15 protein-coding genes are annotated in these 18,510 nt (G+C 36.1%); 2 read left to right on the forward strand and 13 right to left on the reverse strand.

The features are described 5' to 3' along the window. Positions 1-338: 338 nt before the first annotated feature. Positions 339-4,247: a PAS domain S-box protein gene (locus FVQ77_08805; protein ID MBW8050421.1), complete on the reverse strand. Its 3,909-nt coding sequence runs from the start codon at positions 4,245-4,247 to the stop codon at positions 339-341. 1 nt (position 4,248) lies between these two features. Next, positions 4,249-5,832, reverse strand: a complete 1,584-nt coding sequence (locus FVQ77_08810) for a hypothetical protein (protein ID MBW8050422.1) — start codon at positions 5,830-5,832, stop codon at positions 4,249-4,251. Positions 5,833-6,048: 216 nt separating this feature from the next. Between FVQ77_08810 and FVQ77_08815 the strand changes: the two genes are divergently transcribed. Both FVQ77_08815 and FVQ77_08820 read left to right on the forward strand, forming a co-directional pair. Then, a complete protein-coding gene (locus FVQ77_08815) occupies positions 6,049-6,660 on the forward strand; it encodes a fumarylacetoacetate hydrolase family protein (protein MBW8050423.1) in 612 nt (203 codons plus the stop codon). 327 nt (positions 6,661-6,987) lie between these two features. After that, positions 6,988-9,087, forward strand: coding sequence for a M23 family metallopeptidase (locus FVQ77_08820; GenBank protein MBW8050424.1), 2,100 nt, complete (start codon positions 6,988-6,990; stop codon positions 9,085-9,087). Between the two features lie 339 nt (positions 9,088-9,426). Here the strand turns inward: FVQ77_08820 and FVQ77_08825 are convergent, their stop codons facing one another. The 11 genes from FVQ77_08825 to dnaB form a co-directional block, all read right to left on the reverse strand. Further along, the gene (locus tag FVQ77_08825; protein MBW8050425.1) at positions 9,427-10,923 is read right to left on the reverse strand and encodes a NupC/NupG family nucleoside CNT transporter; all 1,497 of its coding nucleotides are present in this window, start codon (positions 10,921-10,923) and stop codon (positions 9,427-9,429) included. Positions 10,924-10,930: 7 nt separating this feature from the next. Then, entirely contained in the window at positions 10,931-11,527 is a 597-nt protein-coding gene (locus FVQ77_08830) for a hypothetical protein (GenBank protein MBW8050426.1), read from the reverse strand. 162 nt (positions 11,528-11,689) lie between these two features. Beyond that, positions 11,690-12,658, reverse strand: a complete 969-nt coding sequence (locus FVQ77_08835) for an electron transfer flavoprotein subunit alpha/FixB family protein (protein ID MBW8050427.1) — start codon at positions 12,656-12,658, stop codon at positions 11,690-11,692. A gap of 18 nt (positions 12,659-12,676) precedes the next feature. Further along, a complete protein-coding gene (locus FVQ77_08840) occupies positions 12,677-13,063 on the reverse strand; it encodes a type II toxin-antitoxin system PemK/MazF family toxin (protein MBW8050428.1) in 387 nt (128 codons plus the stop codon). Beyond that, on the reverse strand, positions 13,035-13,253 hold the full coding sequence (locus FVQ77_08845) for a hypothetical protein (GenBank protein MBW8050429.1): 219 nt from the start codon (positions 13,251-13,253) through the stop codon (positions 13,035-13,037). The genes FVQ77_08840 and FVQ77_08845 overlap by 29 nt, the downstream gene beginning before the upstream one ends. Before the next feature lie 246 nt (positions 13,254-13,499). Then, complete coding sequence (locus FVQ77_08850) at positions 13,500-14,477, reverse strand: hypothetical protein (protein ID MBW8050430.1); 978 nt, start codon at positions 14,475-14,477, stop codon at positions 13,500-13,502. A 143-nt stretch (positions 14,478-14,620) separates the two neighbouring features. Further along, complete coding sequence (locus FVQ77_08855; protein ID MBW8050431.1) at positions 14,621-15,013, reverse strand: HEPN domain-containing protein; 393 nt, start codon at positions 15,011-15,013, stop codon at positions 14,621-14,623. Further along, the gene (locus FVQ77_08860; GenBank protein MBW8050432.1) at positions 15,006-15,290 is read right to left on the reverse strand and encodes a nucleotidyltransferase domain-containing protein; all 285 of its coding nucleotides are present in this window, start codon (positions 15,288-15,290) and stop codon (positions 15,006-15,008) included. Before FVQ77_08860 ends, FVQ77_08855 begins: the two co-directional genes overlap by 8 nt. A 60-nt stretch (positions 15,291-15,350) precedes the next feature. Then, a complete protein-coding gene (locus FVQ77_08865) occupies positions 15,351-16,094 on the reverse strand; it encodes an electron transfer flavoprotein subunit beta/FixA family protein (GenBank protein MBW8050433.1) in 744 nt (247 codons plus the stop codon). 79 nt (positions 16,095-16,173) lie between these two features. After that, positions 16,174-16,755: a DNA-3-methyladenine glycosylase I gene (locus FVQ77_08870; GenBank protein MBW8050434.1), complete on the reverse strand. Its 582-nt coding sequence runs from the start codon at positions 16,753-16,755 to the stop codon at positions 16,174-16,176. A gap of 14 nt (positions 16,756-16,769) precedes the next feature. Then, positions 16,770-18,338 carry a replicative DNA helicase gene (dnaB, locus tag FVQ77_08875; GenBank protein MBW8050435.1) on the reverse strand — a complete coding sequence of 523 codons (1,569 nt, stop codon included), beginning with the start codon at positions 18,336-18,338 and terminating at the stop codon, positions 16,770-16,772. Positions 18,339-18,510 lie beyond the last annotated feature (172 nt).

Raw genomic sequence — 18,510 nt, forward strand, 5'->3', positions numbered from 1 at the left:
GCAGACCACATACTTGTCCGACTTATATGAAGAATGATCCTGGGAACCAGGATATCAGGGTTAAAACGCAAACTACGATTGAGAACAGAGCTTAATTTTGTTAATTCGATTTGCATCCCGGAGCTATTATCAGAGGATGATGAAATCTTATTACCTTGAGAGTACTTAAGTTTTATCTGATAACAGTTGCACTTCATGAGATATGGTAAGTAAAAGTTGAGTTGTCCGGAAATCCCATAACCCCGCATAAAAGAAATGCCTCTTAAAATTTTAGGCATTTCTTTTGTGCGGGGTTAATTATTTAATTAAATTCTAATTCCTGACAATCCCTAACCTGCTCAAATTCTGATTCCAATCACTAAGACATCATCTAGCTGTTCTTCTTTATTTTTCCATTTTTCAAAAGTTTCATCCAATATTTCATGTTGTTTTTCCATTGAATGATGCTGTATTTCAATGAGCAAATCCTGGAACCTTTTATAGGTAAATTTCTTTCCTTCAGGGCCTCCAAATTGGTCTGCATAGCCGTCTGAAAATATATAGTAAGTATCACCATTTTTTATCTTTATATGGTGGTTTGTAAATTCTTTATCCTTGCCCACTTTATACATGCCGATAGAAAATCTGTTTCCTTTGAATTTTTGTAACTGTTTATCCCTGATCAGGTAAAGCGGATTATACGCACCGGAAAATTGTAATTCTTTTTTGTGTAGATCAATTAAACAGAGCGCTATATCCATACCGTCTCTTGCTTCCCCTTCCTTTCCTTTTTGTTTTAAGGCATTAACTATACCATCGTTCAATGCGCCCAATATTTTTGCTGCATCTGTAATTCCTTTATTATTTATTACTTCATTTAACAGATCATGCCCAATCACGCTCATAAATGCTCCAGGTACACCATGGCCTGTGCAATCTACTGCGGCTATGATAATAGCCCCCCTACCAGCCCCCTCTAAATTCCCCTCGCCACTACTCCTTGCCGAATCGGTGAATATGTGAATCGGTGAATCGGTGAATTGTTTCTTTTTTCTTCTCTCCGTTTCTCCGATTCCTCGTTTCTCCGATTCAGGGGGGCTTGGAATTAGAGGGGGGCTGAACCAATAAAAATCTCCACTCACAATTGCTTTGGGCTTAAAGAGAATAAAAGAGTGTGGTAAAACAGTTTGAATTTCTTCAGGATCCGGAAAGATTGCTTCCTGAATTTGTTTTGCATAATTGATGCTGTCTGTAATGTCTGTATTCTTCTGCTTTATTATTTCTTCAGCATTTTTTCTCTCTGTGATATCAGTATCTATAGCCACCAATTTCTTCAATGTCCCATTTTCGATAATGGGCGTAAGTGTAGTCTGTACCCATATCTCGTTGCCATCTTTGGTGCTATTCTTTACTTCATACACTACCGAACTCTTTTTATTAATACAATTATCAATCACTTGTTTTATTTCAGGATTATTGCTCATTTCCATCATTGTTTCCCCTTTTTCTTTTTTAAATTCCTCCAGAGTGTAACCCATCATTTTTGCGAAACCTTCATTAGCCCATTCCAATTTTCCTGCCGCATTAGCGATTAATACTGCGTTATCAGTTTTGCTCGCCACAATAGAGAGTTTTTCTAATTCCTTCTTTTGCCTTGAAATCTCTTGAGTTCTGATCTTAACTTTTTGTTCAAGTAATCTTTTTTCCCGTTTCAGGTTTCTTTCACGTATCTTAATGTAGCTAATAATACCTCCTAAGCCTGTAAATCCAAATCCTAAATAAAACCATAATGTCTGCCACCAGGGGGGGGAAATATTAAAGCTAAATATTGTTGGCTTTTTATTCCATATTCCATCATTATTGCAGCTTTTTACTATAAAGGTATACTCTCCATGAGGCAAATTTGAATAGGTGGCTTCTTTTCTTTGTGTAATGGGCGACCAATTTTTGTCAAATCCTTCTAATTTCCATTGATATTTTACTTTTTCCGGTATTGTTAAGCTGATACCAATAAATTGAAATGTCAAATGATTTTGATCATGGGGAAGATCTAAGCCTAGAGGCAAACCGGTTTGATAGCTTATTGTATCAGAATAACCAGACCAGTTAAAATCCTCAAAGAAGAGCTGCAATTTGGTGATATGGGTAAGCGGCTCTGTTTTGTTGGATATATCCAATTTAGGATCATATTTAATGGCTCCTTCAACAGTGCCAAACCAGATATTTCCATTGCTATCCTTATATACAGCATTATGACTTGTCTCAATTCCTCTGAAACCTTCTAACTTTCCAAAGTGCTTCACCTTTTTAATAGGACTTGCTTTGATATAAAATTTATCAATTCCTTTATTAGTACCTACATATAAATAGCCATTATCATCAAATATCATTAAATAAGGAGTATCTGAACTTAAGCCATCCCTGGTAGAATAATTTCTAAAGGTACCTTTCGGACCGATATATGAAGGATATGTATATTTAGATATTCCATGGACTGTTCCAAACCACAAACTACCCTCATTATCTTCAACTATTGACAGGATGTAATTATTTGGTAAACCGTCATCAGTAGTAAAATTTTCAAAAATAATACTATCATTCTCAAAAGATGAAACTTTACACCTTGAAAGACCATTTGATGTGCCGATCCAAAGATTACCTTTGTTATCCTCGCATATTGCTTTAATAGAATTAGCCGTTAGGCCATCATCAGTAGTATAGCTTTTAAATTTGCTCATACTACCGTTCAAGTTGAGTTTGGAAAGACCACCAAAGGTGCCTGCCCACAAATTTTGCTGACTATCCTCAAAAAGTACCATGACTGATGTTACAGGTGCACCTGGTGGGGCTAATAATCCATCTTTTTGGCTGTAAATTTTAATTACAGGTTTCCCACCTTTCGTTTTGGGTAGTGTATATTTTACCAGGCCGTCACGTGTTCCGATCCAAACGCTGCCTTTGGAATCTGAGAGCATTGACCAAATAGAGTTACTGGCTCCAAAGTACCCTGGCATAAAAATTTCAAAACCTTGATATTTGGCTGGATTATGCATGGTAAGATATGCTGGATTAGTATGAATTGGATGAAATTTTGCAATTCCGGCTACTGTACCAAACCAAATATTGCCCTTTATATCTTCTGTAATTGCCCTAACATTGTCGCTACGCATTCCATGCAATGTAGTATATGTTAAAAACATTTTACCTTTATACTGTGTTATTCCTTTTCCGTAGTTTCCCATCCATATATTACCTTCCCTATCTTCACACATCGAGAGAGCTACACCTCTTGCAAACCCGTTTAAGTGACTAAATCGTTCATGATTCTTTCCATCAAATTTGATGGCAAGTGCAGATCCTCCACTTGACCAGATATTACCTTTCCGGTCTTGCAATAATGCCCAAATATTACCCAACATTTCTGGTGTGGATAGTGTTAAGCTTTCAAGCTCCTGCAATAAATTTGAAGAATAATTTACTATCACTTTTGATATCCTGTCATAGAGAGCAATCCACAAAAAACCATCTTTATCTTCCAATATTTTGCTCACGCTTTGAGGAGCATTCGCATTTTCAAGAGTGTAATTTTCAAACATATACAAAGGCTTCTTGCGATTACCAGCTATTTCGCTGCTGATCTGTATGAGTTTCGAAATACCATTTCTTGTAGCAAACCATATATTTCCTGCCCGGTCCTCAATAATATCATTAATGGTATTGTTGGCAAGTCCATCTTTGGAAGTAAAATTATCAAGGTAGCTATTAAACTCTGAGCCATCACGGGTTTTTAGAAATGGAGCATTTGATGAAAGTTTTGAAATACCCTCTGTTGTCCCAAACCAAATATTGCCTTTGGAATCTTCAAAAATGGCGCTGATGCTGTTACCGATCAGCCCGTCATCAGTGGTTATGCTAACAATGTTGATAGAGTCAGCTTTGTATGAAGATTTAGGATGAAAAGTAGAAATTCCCATGTTGGTTCCAATCCAGATATTTCCTCGTTTATCCTCCATTATTTTTGAGGTACGGTTTGTGATAAGCCCTTCATAGGTAGTGTAATTTTTAAAACTCCTGCCATCATATTTTGATACGCCTCCATCAGTTGCCATCCAGATATTACCATCTCTATCCTGGATGATGTCGTAGACGGTAGCTTGTGCCAAACCATCTTCTACTGAGTAGATGCGGGTATTGTGGAGTTGGGCCTTTAATTTCACCCCGTTAGATAATATTAATAAAACTAATAATATTGATAGTAATTGTTTCATCTTAAAATATTTCTATTTTTTCTTTTAACAAAATAGGAATTGTGGTATTGATACTCCCTCCACGAGTCATTTGCAGTGCATTTGCATGCAAAACATCCATGATCGGGTTATCATCAGTGAGTATGATCCCTTCACTAAAATCATAATCATCAATAAATATATTTTGACCTGTGAGGAAACTAAATGGGTCAGCAAACCTATCCCGTCTTTCAAATGAATACGAAGTTAAATCAATACCACCTTTACCGGCAGGCTTCATGCTAGCAAAAAACATTAATTCAGAAATTAGTTTCCAGTCATTTTGGGTGTTAATAAGCTTGTGATAAAACCCTGATTTTTGCAATGTTTTACCAATTGACTTTGCGGCTAAATCATGTTCGCCTTCAAGTACATTTTGATAATGAAGAAAAACGATACCGTCATCATTTAAAATAGATTGTAGCTCTTTAAAACACTCTACAGTATAAACATTAGAGGGCTGATTTTCTCCGGCACTCATATCAAGGACGATAATATCATATTTCTTTTTACAGGTTCTAATATAATGCCGGGCATCATCGGTATAAACCTTTACATTGTGGGTCATATAAAAATGTTTCCAGGCAAGGTATTTCATCCTCCTGTCTATTTCCACTGCGTCAATATTAAATCCAAGGAAGTTGAGCTCATTTACAAGATTACCGCCACCCAATCCGCAGATCAACACCTTTGAACCTGCTGGTTTGAATGAGGAATAAAAGGCAATCCTGTGTATGTATTTCCACTGAGACCGGCCTGTTGGTATATGCATAAAGGTTTGGGATATATTATTGATGTGTAGGGAGCGTTTTTGTGTCTTTTTATCGTCTGCAATCATTACCTGCCCTAATAAACCATCGCTTCTGTGTACTATTTTTATGTGGGAATGTCGTTTTTGTTTTTTGGGATTTAAATAGGCAGCTGCTGTTATAAAAATAAAAAATATAATACCCAGTGTAACTAAGAATTTTCTGTTCATTATAAAATAGGATAAGGAAATAATTGCCAATACAACGACATTAGTTACGATACTTACTTTCAATCCATAAATTGGAAGAATATAAAATCCTGTTAAAAAAGTTGTTATTATACCGCCTGCTGTTGAAACAGCATAAACATTACCAGCAATATTACCTGCATTACTTATCTTTTCAGTAATTAATTTGATTATAACCGGTGATGTCATCCCAAAACAGACCAAGGGTGGAAACAGAAATGAAGTGCAAGAAATAATCCCGCCTGCCATATATCCCCAATCCAGCGTGCGTATCATTACAAGATTTCCCCAGAAAGGCATTATTACAACCAGCATCGTTGCAAGCAGCAATAAATAAAACAAAGTATTTGTTTGAGGGAATTTTTTAGAAACAAGACCACCTAAAAAGTACCCTGAGGTCAATCCGGCTAAGGTAATGCCAATAACAGATGTCCATACGTATAAAGAATTGCCATAAAAGGGCGCTTCCATTGCAGCTCCAAGCAATTCCACGTTCATTACAGAGGCTCCTTCTATAAAAGCGATCAGGTACAATATATTACCTGATAATGACTTTTTGTTATTTTCCATAATTAATACACAGATTACACAGATTTAAGACATATATTTGTAAAACTAATAGAAATCTTTGAAAAATTCAAATAGTGGCAAAAAAAAATTGCCACGAAGACACTAAGGCACAAAGAAACACAAAGATAATTTTAACCACAGATTACACAGATTTATTATAAAAAACTTTGTGAACCTTTGTGCCTTCGTGTCTTTGTGGCAAGATTTGTGGAAAAAATGAAAATCCTTGCTATCGGAAGAAATTATTTAAAACACATTGATGAGCTCGGCAACAAAAAAGCGGAAGAACCTGTTGTTTTTATCAAACCGGATACAGCGCTTTTAAAAGATAACGCATCATTCTTTTATCCGGATTTTTCTACTGAAATACACTATGAAGTAGAATTAATAATAAGAATTAATAAAGATGGCAAAAACATTGATAAAAGATTTGCCCGTAATTATTACAACGAAATTGGCGTTGGTATAGATTTTACCGCAAGGGACCTGCAGCAAAAAGCCAAGGAGAAAAGATTGCCTTGGACTTTGTCAAAAGGATTCAACGGTTCTGCTCCGGTCTCAAATTTTCTCCCGTTGGAAGAATTTGATGATATAAACAACATAGACTTTAGTCTTAAAGTTAACCATATACTCAAACAAAAAGGCAACAGCCAAAATATGATCTTCAGTTTTGACTATATTATCTCCTATATTTCAACATTTATTACCTTTAAAAAAGGAGATATTGTATTTACAGGTACACCCGAAGGCGTTGGTCCAATCCATATCGGTGACAAAATTGAGGCCTACATTGAGGATAAAAAGATGCTGGCGTTTGATGTTCGGTAGCGTAATAAGGAAATAAAGAAATTGGTTATTGGTTGGGTGGTCGGTTGGTTATAGTTGAATAGTTTTTAGTTCTGGTTTTATAGTTGTTTAGTTTGTTGCTCATCGTGCTCCTCCCGAGTACTCGGGACTGGTTTTAAAGGGTTGGAGTGGGGGTACGAATAATCTGGCAGCCTGCTATTCAGTCTCTATTCGTACCCCGACTACAACGCATAATCCCAGCAGAGTGGGAGCACGAGTAGCTACCGTTAAATGAAGCAAACCAAAAAACTAAAAAACTAAAACCAATAACTAAATAACCATAACTAAAAACTAACAAACTAATAACTAATGATAATGAAGCAATTATTTTCAACTCTATTTATTATAGTTATAATAACAAATATCTATGCTCAAACAACTATAACCGAGATAAAGCAAACATCTATCAATCTACGTGCCGGCTACCCGCAAGATTTCTTCCAGTTTCCCATTATGCCAAATCAACAAAATTTTTTATCCGGGAACATGGGAGAAATAAGGGGAGATCATTTTCATGCCGGCATTGATATCAGAACTGGCGGAAAAACAGGATTACCGGTATATGCGGTAGCGGATGGATATGTTTACAGGATCAAAATTTCTTCAGGAGGCTATGGAAATGTATTATACATTGCTCATCCTGCTCATCCCGAATCCCCGGGATCACCAAAAGGTTACATTAGTGTTTATGCCCATCTTGAAAAATTTGATGGGCCCATTGCAACTTATGTAAGGAAGAAGCAATATCAAAATGAAAGTTTTCAAATCGAATTATTTCCTGACGCCAGACAATTTCCAGTAAAAAAAGGTCAGCAAATCGGACTTTCAGGCAATAGCGGCTCATCAAGAGGCCCGCACCTGCATTTTGAAATAAGAGATGATACAGAAAAGGCATTAAATCCTTTGTATTTTGGTTTTGATGAAATAAAAGATAATATTCCACCACGTTTTTATAAAATAGCGCTTCGTACGTTAGATATCAGATCAAGAATTAATGGTGAATTTGGAAGGTTGCAATTTATACCAATAATCTCAGACAAAAGCTCCCTAAAAGAAGGAAATAAAGGAAATAGGGGAGAAAAAGAAGGAAAGCAGTCAGCGTATATTATAGAAGAAACGATTAATGTTACCGGCTTAATTGGTATTGAAATAGAATCTTACGATCAGGTAAATCGTTCAAGACGTAAAATGGGAGTAAACTTTATAGAGTTAATGATAGATGGTACACTATTATACCGTTATCATCTGGAAAAATTAAATTTCAACAAAACAAAAAATGTTAAAGTCCATATAGATTACGAAACAGCACTCAGAGAAAAGAGAAAATTTCAAAAATGTTACCTGGCAGATGGAAATGACTTAAAATGTTATCGTACGTTTGGTTTATTACCGGAACAGGCAGGACAAAAGGGGAAAATATTTATCAATGATACCCTGTTGCACGATGTAACGATCCGTATTTATGACGCTTATTATAATAGCGCTCAGATAAATTTAACTTTAAAAGGAGCGCCTTTAAAATTTGATATACACGGGCCTTTTCCACCACCATCTACTACCATCCGTTATAATGTGTTTGAAAATATTCTAAAAGTATCAGCAAAAGGTTTTTCTAATTATAATTCACCTGCACAAATATTTACCGGCAAATTTAAATACGAACTTGATGTAACCTATCATAAAAATAATGAAGTTGTCTGGTTGTGGGACTTACGTAAAGGCCTTCCCGATTCAATGGATCTTTGTGGTATTACAAAAAAAATGACTTTTACTGAAATCATACCTTCAAACACTGAATTTTATTTTGACAATGAAAAAATGAGCATCTATTTCCCCAAAAAAGCTCTTTTCGACACTTTATATTTACAAATCATCTCACCCCCCAAGTCTCCCTCTGCTAAAGGAGAGGGGGACTTCTCCGCCTTGCAAAGCAATATGGCGCATGAACAAATCTATGAGATCAATGACCCGGCTGTTCCATTATATAAAAATATTTACATTACTTTAAAGCCAAAGCGTGAGGTGTTTGATAAAGCCAAGACCCGTGTTTATTATATTGAGGGAAAGGACAAATACGCTTATACCGGGGGAGTTTGGCAAGACAATAAAATAAAATTCAAAACCCGGCATTTAGGTAAATTTGTTTTATTAGCAGACACTATAGCCCCCATAATCAAGGTAATTATTAAAAATAGTCAGGAAGTCAAAGTAAAGATTGACGATGATCTTTCTGGTATAAAAAGTTTTATTGCAAGGGTCAATGACAAATGGTTGTTAATGAATTATGACCACAAAAGTAAGCTGCTTTGGTCAGAAAGATCAGATAAAAAAGTACCGCTTAAAGGAGAATTTAAAATTACTGTAACAGATAATGCGGGAAATGTTAGAACACAGATTACACAGATTTGAGAGATAGATTAGGGTTAGCTGTTAGCTGTTAGCTGTTAGCTGTTAGCAATAGATTTGATAACACAAAATCAAAATGAAGAACTTTAGAAGATTGAAAATTTGGGAACGAGGAATGGAATCTGTTAGCTTTTAGCTATTAGCTTTTGGCTTTTAGCTAACAGCTAACAGCTTTTTGAACGGTTGCATGAAGAGCAACGCATGATCAACAGTTTCATTATTACACTGAAATTAACGGGCTAACCCTAACAGCTAACAGCTAACGGTTATTATCCAATATCTCACCCTGCGGGTGACCAGCCGAAGGCTGGCAATATCATACATCAAACATCCGGATTCCCATCATCCCAACAATATCCCTGCGATCGTAGCGGTAATCAGAGAGACAATGGCTCCTCCGAACATGGCTTTAAGCCCTATTTTAGCAAGGTCGGTTTTTCTCTTTGGAGATATGGCGCTGATACCACCGATCTGAATACCTATAGAAGCAAAATTGGCAAATCCACACAGGGCATAGGTTGATATAATAACGGCTCGCTGGCTTAAGACACCCTCCTGCATATAAGAGGTTAAGGTACCATAGGCAACAAATTCGTTCAGGGATAATTTAATTCCGATCAAATTGCCAACATAGGCGGCATCTTGCCAGGATACGCCCATCAAAAAGGCGATGGGCCTTAAAACAGTGCCAAAAAGCGTTCTTAATGATCCGGGAAAATAACCTGAATATTCTCCTTCTGCAGGAGACATACCACGTCCTACATAATCGTAATGTTCTCCGCTAAAAATTTTAAAATCTATCCAGTAATCAACTTTATTAAGGATTAGATCAGCAACAGCAATCAATGCAATAAAGCCAATTAACATACCACCAACGTTCACAGCTAACTTCAACCCGTCTGTGATACCATTGGTGGCCGCCTCAATAGGATTTTCTCCCACTTTAATATCGGGTAATTTTAGATCACCTGCTGTTTGTGAATGCTGCAGCTCAGGGTAGATTATTTTTCCAACAACCAAAGCCCCGGGTGCGGCCATAACACTTGCAGCAATAAGGTGTCCTGCAGGGATGCCCATTGCGATGTATCCTGCCAAAACGCCACCGGCTATGGTAGCAAAGCCGCCTACCATTATGGTTAAGAGCTCTGAGCGTGTCATGTTGTCAAGAAAAGGTTTGATCAAAAGAGGCGCTTCGGTTTGGCCTACAAAAATGTTAGCACTGCAGGAAAGCGTTTCTGCCCCACTGGTACCAATAGTCCATCGCATAAATTTACTTAATGCTTCAATAACTACTTGCATCAATCCAAAATAATAAAGTACGCTCATCAAACCACCAAAAAAGATGATTGTAGGCAGTACCTTAAAAGCGAACTGGAATCCAAATCCGGGCCAGAAAGAATTCGTGTCAGGGAAGAAGTAATTTGGGTCAGCTAAATTGCCAAATAAAAACTTTGCTCCATAATCTGAGAGGCTCAAAAAATAGGCAACCTTAGTACTGAGGGAATCAAAAATTCTCTGACCATGCAGATCATTTACAATCAGGTAAGCTACACCTCCGATAAGTAACAGTACCCCTGCATATTTTTTGATAACTGTGCTTAATTTGAAGGAGGTATTTTTCTTGAACTGATCTTTTAAGATAAAGATAATGATCAATGAAGTTAGTATACCCATCCCAACAAAGCTCCACCAATCATCTTTCAATACGATAACAGCAAACAGAAATTGCAGCCCTATTCCCCAGAAAATCTGTCTAAAATTTATTTTTCTTTTATGGTATGATAATAGCCATGCAATAAATAGAATGGAGATAAGGCCAACTACGTTGATGAAATTCATTAATAATTTAGTTTCTTTTACTCAACTCGTCCCTCACCCGTGCTGCGTTTTCATAATCTTCTTTTTTCACCGCATCATTCAGGAGCGCTTTTAATTGTTCGGCAGTCATATCTTTCAAATCCTTTACGCGAGGTGGTTGCGCTTTACGTATTTTTCTCTCGCTGAATTCCCCCTGTTCACTTTCAGGTTCTTCACTCAAAATGATACCGGCTTCTGACAAGATTTCCTCAAAAGTGTAAATGGGTACGTTGAAACGCAAGCCTATGGCGATGGCATCAGAAGGCCTGGCATCTATATCAAAAGTCTTCTTTCCGTTAGCACATACGATCTTAGCGAAAAAAATACCTTCTTTAAGGTTGGCAATGACTATCTCTTCAATAGAAAACTTGAATTTAAGAGCAAAAGATTTAAACAGGTCATGGGTCATAGGCCTGCTTGGAGTGATCTTTTCCATTTCAATAGCGATAGCTTGCGCTTCAAACATGCCAATGATAATGGGCAGCCTGCGGTTTCCTCCTTCCTCTCCCAAAACCAGCGCAAACGATCCTGTTTGAGACTGGCTTGACGAAAGCCCTAAAATTTCCAACTTTATTTTTTTATCCAATTTGTGAATTTGTTTTTGATTACGATACGAATAGGGTATAATGCTAATATACTAATTTATACTAATGATACGAATATTTTTACTCTGCTTCTTAATATAGATTTCTTTATTAGTATCATTAGTATTCATTCGTATATTAGCATTTTATTATTAGTATTATGATTATTTCTTCAATTTCTTAGCCGCTTCAATCAGCTTAGGTACTACCTGGAAAGCGTCTCCCACAATGCCATAATCGGCTGCTTTAAAAAACGGAGCTTCCGGGTCTTTATTGACCACTGCCATCACTTTGGAAGAATTTACTCCCGCTAAATGTTGTATTGCCCCGGATATTCCTATAGCCAAATATAAATTGGGGCCAACCGTTTTCCCGGTTTGGCCAACATGCTCATCTTCCGGCCGCCAGCCTGCATCAGACACAGGTTTGGAGCAGGCTGTAGCTGCTCCCAATAATTCAGCCAATTCTTCGATCATGCCCCAATTTTCAGCGCCTTTTAATCCCCTGCCGCCTGACACTACAATATCTGCCTCAGTGACTGACAATTTAGCTTTTGACTTTTTAACTTCTTTTACGGTTTCTTTGAAATATTTATCTTCTAACTTGGGTTCGTAGGTTTCTATTGAAGCCGAACCGCCTGATTCGGTGATCTTATATGAATTAGGTTTGACAGATAATATCTTAAATTCATTTAATAGCGCTACATATACGAAACCTTTACCTGAATATACGCTTCTTTTAACTACTAAACCTTTCTTTACTTCAGGAAGTTCCACTACACCTGCGCCATAGCTTGCGTTGAGCTTTGTCGCCAGGCGGGAGGCAATTGCCTGCCCGTTAAAAGTATGGGACAAGATCAAAGCTTTTGCCTGCTCTTTCTCTGCTATTTGAGCAATGGCAGATGCGTATCCCTGGAGCGAAAATTGTTTCAGCTTTTCGCTTTTTACGCTGATCACTTTTTGGGCTCCATATTTTCCGAGATCTTTCAGATCCGGATCGGATGCCAACCCGATTGAAATGGCAGTAACGTCTGCTTTTAGCAGACCAGCTACATCCGTGGCGTAAGTAATAGCCTCAAATGTAGCTTTTTTAAATACGCCATCCCAATTTTCTGCGAATACTAGTACGGACATTTTTTTGTTCAAATTTAATTAATTATGGATTTTTTTCTTACTCTTTTTTCTTTCTATCAAACGTTTTATTTTCTCTTGTACTTTTGTAAATAATTCATCTTTTACAAGGCTAAACTTTTTTACAATTCTTGCTTGGTGAATAGTAAAAAGTTTATGAGTTTTTATGATTGACCTTTCTGGAAGTGTACCTGTTTCTAAATCCCGGTTGGTTAAAGCAACTGAATAACTATCTTTATATTGACTGCTTGTAATTACACATACTATTACGTCTTCAAAATTCTTGTTATAATCATTATTAGAAATTATTAACACAGGTCGTTTTTTTGTTGCACTTAAATCGGAATATGGAAATGGCACAAGTACGATTTCCTTTTGTTTATAGTTTATCCCAGGCACTTTTTTCATTCTTCCAATTATCGTTGATTGAATATTCAGTTAAATCTTCAGTGTATTCTTTCATAAAAAGACCATATCTATCTTCATACAATAAGTCAATTAACCTATTGAACTTATCTAATAATTTTGTATCTTTTAAAAGCTCAACTCTTTTTTTAAGGTCCTGGTATTCACTTAATGGTATTTGTATCGTTTTCATAAAATATTTTTTTATAATTTAGTTTGTACAAAGATACGAAACTTTTTTCTTTATTAAGAATTGATGTTAAACTCATGGTCGTCTTTTTAAATGTGTGGCAACGTGCAGCGGTATGGCAAGTGCCTGACCTTCCGACCGTTACTTATTTATTTTGCTTGTAATAACTTTCAATTATATAAATTATTTACCAAATTGCAATAAGGGCATTTGCTATACTGCATGTTGGCGGTTCGTGCTTTTGTCATGTCATTCGTTAATACTAATTTTCTTATTGTCTCCGTGTCCATTAATTTTGATTTCCCCAACACGTTCTAAGGTTTTTAAATTCGCCCCAATACTACCAGATAGTTCATTTGTACAACCAAAATGCGAGACACATTTCTTTTTTAATTCTCCCCAGGTAACTATCTTCTCTTCTTGAATATAGTTAAGCATCTTATTTATCAAATTATTGGGATTTTCTAATTGCTTTTTGTAAGCAGCAAAATACTTAGGATGATTTTCCTTGGGAATTGTTTTGCGAGATTGATATCCTGTTTTCTCAGAATTATTGTCGGTACTTGATTTTTCTGGTGTAGTGAATAATCGTGAACTTTCTTGTAGCTTACCTGTGACAAATTTTTCTATTTCAGCAAATTCATAAGTATGTTCCGAATTTTCTAAGTCAGAGTTAAGAAACTCAATAAAGGTTTCTTTTAATCTGTTGGGATTACTAACAATATTGTCCCATGCTGTAATTAATTTGTCACGTTTATCTGAAAGAGTTTTTAATTTAGGAAAGTTGCTAAATGAAATTGTATTTAACCTTGCTTCAATTTCTGCTGTGCTGTCTTTTTCAAAATCAATTTCCCAAATTATTCTGTCGTGTAATTTTGTATCCTCCTCAAATGCTTTGAACAATATCCATTTCATTCCATCTGTCAGTATTCCATATTGCTTGCCTTGATTGGTGCAATATCTTGCAAGTTGTCCGATATGGTCTTTAAGTTTAGGAGAAATCTTTTTTGCTTCAATGTATGCAATATCTTTGTCATTAGTTCTTAATGTATAATCAGGTATATCCTTTTCGTCTGTCGGAGAATTAGGAATAACAAAGTCAGTTGTCCAACCGAGTTGATTTAAAACTGGATCAATAAGATGCATTCTTACTGCGGCTTCATTTTTTTCATAAATGTTTCTGTTTTTAGAAACCTTTGTTTTGTTTTGTTCAATGATGTCATTCATAATATTATCGTTTTTTCAGCATTACCGCCAACTTGTATATATATCCCCTCTTATATAACTTAAATTTACACACCCCATAGAGTCGTGTATATTCATATTTTGTTAATAACTGCGACTTAAAAGTCGCGTCACAAATGCGATTGTTATATTTTAGTTTTTATTTTTTTCAATACAAATTCTTTGATCTTAGTTGCATCCTTTATTGCTAATTCCATATCAGGCATCGTTATATCCAAGTGCGTAGGATATCTTATATCTGCTCCATATTTAGTTAGTCTAATACATTCTTTTTGTATTTTTTTAAAATCAATATTAATGTTGTTGCATTTTTGATTTATTCTTATTAGGTCATGTGTTTTTTTTATTTTTATTTCGTTGTGAACAAGATAACCTTTTAAATACTTTTCTGCACATTGTTGACAATGAAAACAAATAATTTCCAATGGTGCCGGATGCATATTTTTCAGAAAAATGGCGGATTCCAAATCTGAATTTGCTATAAAAAACCACTCATCTACTAATTGTTTTTTATCCATATAAAATTATTCCTTTATTTAAAATCTCATGTTCCATAGTGAAGTGAAACTCAGCTCTCTCTTTAAATTCTTCTTCAGTATAGACCAAAATATCTAAGGAATGAGTATATATAGGAATTAATGCCGTTCTTATCATTGTCAATATATCCAGCTTCCTTTTATTAACATTTGTAATAACACATAGATCTACATCACTATCTTCATTAGTTTTGCCATAAGCATAAGAACCAAATAAAATGATTTTTTCTACTTTTAATGTTTGTGAGATTTTTTTCACAAGTTTGTTTATATCTTCACTGTTATTCATAACTTTAAACTTTAAACTCTTAATTTTGAACTAAATCACTTTCGCCTCGCTATGCAGCAACTCTATCAATTCTTCAGCCTTATCAGCATCAATGAACTTACATCCTTTTTTTGCAGGCGGCAGTTCATAATTAACAACTTCAGTAGCCCCGCCAGTTGGCGGGGCTATGGGTTCAACAACTTTGAGCGGTTTGGTTCTTGCCGACATGATCCCTCTCATAGTTGGAATTCTTGGTTCAGCCATTCCTTCTATAGAGGCTGCTACAAAGGGCAGGGGCGCAGTCAAAACTTCTGTTCCCCCGTCAATTAATCGTTCTACCGAAGCTGTTTTTCCATCAATATCCAGCTTGGTTACAGCAAAAATTGTGGGTATATCAAGTATTTCTCCAAGCATACCCCCGACCTGGGCGCCATTATAGTCAATTGTTTCCATTCCTGTTAATATGATATCATAATTTGCTTCTTTGATATGCTCAGCTATTTGTTTTGAAACAAAAAATGCATCAGCCGGATGAGCATTAATTCTTATTGCATCATCAGCGCCAATGGCAAGGGCTTTGCGGATATTTTGCTCTGCATCAACTTCTCCTACATTGATCACGGTTACGCTTCCTTTAAGGGCGTCTCTTAATTCAATAGCCCTGCTAAGTGTAATTTCGTCATAAGGGTTGATAATAAACTGAACACCTTGCTTATTGAATTCAGTATTATTATTCGTAAATGCTATTTTAGCAGTTGTATCCGGAGTTATGCTTATACATACTAATATTTTCATAACAATTTAATTAAAAAAATGAAGGATTATTTTTTGGGGGGTAAGTTAGAAAAAAAAATATATTAATAAACAAAGTGTCTCATTTTCCTTTTAATTCTTCATACCTAAAACAATCTACCACGTGGTCGTTGACCATTCCAGCTGCCTGCATGTATGCATAGCATATTGTCGGACCAACAAACGTGAAACCACGTTTCTTTAAATCTTTGCTCATGTTATCTGACTCCTCTGTTCGGGCAGGAAGTTCTTTTAGCTCTTTGAACTTGCTGTGTATCGTTTTGTTCTTCGTGAACTGCCAGATGTATTTGTCAAAACTTCCGAATTCTTTCTGAAGCTTGAGAAAAGCCATGGCGTTTTTCACAGCACCTTTTATTTTCAAACGGTTTCTTATTATTCCCTCATCCTCCATAAGTCTTTCGACATCCTTCTCCGTGAACTTCGCAATTTTTTCAGGATTGAAACCATGAAAAGCTTTCTTGAAATTTTCTCTTTTGTTCAATATAGTTCTCCACGAAAGCCCTGCCTGAAATCCATCAAGAATGAGATACTCAAAATGCAGTTTATCGTCATGAACAGGAACTCCCCATTCTTCATCGTGATATTTTATCATTAAGGGTTCTTTCTCTTTTTTTCCTGGCCAAGAGCATCTTTTCTTTTCCATTTATATTTTAAAATCTAAAACGGAGTACTTTCAGAATTCTCTGCATTTTCTCCATCACCATTGATTTTACTTTTTTTAATTATCGTTTTCTGGGTTTCAGTAGCATCATCACTATGTATATCATCGTCCCCCCAGGGGTTGTAACCAGAGTCATTAAATTTTGTAAATTTCTTAATAAATTGTAACTTAATTTCTCCTGTTTGTCCATTTCTATGTTTGGCTACAAGCACTTCAGCCAAACCACTGGTTGAATTACCTTCATTATCTTCAGTAAGCCCATAAAGTTCCGGTCTGTACAGGAAAATTACAAGATCGGCATCTTGCTCAAGACTTCCGGATTCCCGCAGGTCAGCGAGTAGTGGTTTTTTATCCCCTCCTCTATGCTCTACTGCCCTGCTTAGCTGGGATAAGGCAATTACAGGTACGTTAAGCTCTTTAGCCAAATTCTTTAGGGCCCTTGATATGGAAGCTATTTCCTGCTCTCTGTTCCCGGAACCATACTTTTTATTAGTATCGCCAACCATAAATTGCAGGTAATCTACTATTATCAATTTAATATCATGTTTAATTTTCAATCTCCTGCATTTCCCTCTTAATTCCATAATTGATAAAGCGGGCGTGTCATCAACATAAATAGGGGCTTGAGTTAAAGGTTTGATCTTTTCATGTAATTGCAGCCATTCAAAATCTTTTAATCTCCCCTGCCTTATTTTTTCACCTTCTAATTCAGCTTCAGCAGACATTAACCTGTTGACTAATTGGATAGAAGACATTTCAAGGGAGAAAAAAGCTACCGGGAAATGAGAATCTATAGAGGCATTACGCATTGCAGTAAGGGCAAACGCTGTTTTACCCATTCCCGGCCGGGCAGCAATAATTATCAGGTCAGACTTTTGCCAACCGGAAGTTATTCTGTCAAGCTCAGTAAAACCGCTTGGTACGCCTGTAAGTCCATCTTTAAGATCTTTCTTTGCTTCTAACTCTTCAAGCGCTTCTATAATTTTAATATTCAGGGAAGCATAATTCTTTCTGATATTATTTTCAGAAACTTCAAAAAGATTCTGTTCAGTTTTATCCAATAAATCAAAAACATCTATTGTATCCTCATAAGCATCCCTTAATACTTCAGAAGCAATAGTGATCAATTCTCTTTTAATTGCATTCTGAATTACGATGCGGGAATGTTTTTCAATATTGGCTGCAGCATTGACGCGGGTTGTAAGCCCGGTTAAGTAAAATGGGCCGCCAACAGATTCTAATTCTCCATCCTCTCTAAGCTGGTTTGTAATTGTGATCAGATCAACTGGTTCGGATTTTTCAAAAAGGGCGAGGATTGCCTGATAAATTTTTTGATGTGCTTCTTTATAAAAACTTTCTGGCTTGAGAATATCCACTATCTCAGTGAGTGCGTGTTTTTCAAGTAATATTGCACCGAGCACAGCCTCTTCAGCTTCAAGGGCTTGGGGAGGGATCTTGCCCATTCCCAATGAAATATCATTTTTCAACGTTTCACTTTTTTTAGAATGTGAAGACGTCTTGGAAGATTTTTTACCTGCTTGCTCTTTTTTACTACTTAATTGCATTTATTTGTTCTTTAAATTCGTACCAAAAGTAAAAAAGTGGATTATGGGGTTAATAACAATTTAGTAACAACTTATTGACAAGGTTATCCACTATGAAATTTTAGTTCATGGTTTTTGGTTATTAGTTTTAGTTATTTGGTTATTAGTTTTAGTTCATTGGTTCAATAGTTTG

It is taken from the genome of Cytophagales bacterium, from assembly GCA_019456305.1.
Taxonomy (GTDB): Bacteria; Bacteroidota; Bacteroidia; order Cytophagales; family VRUD01; genus VRUD01.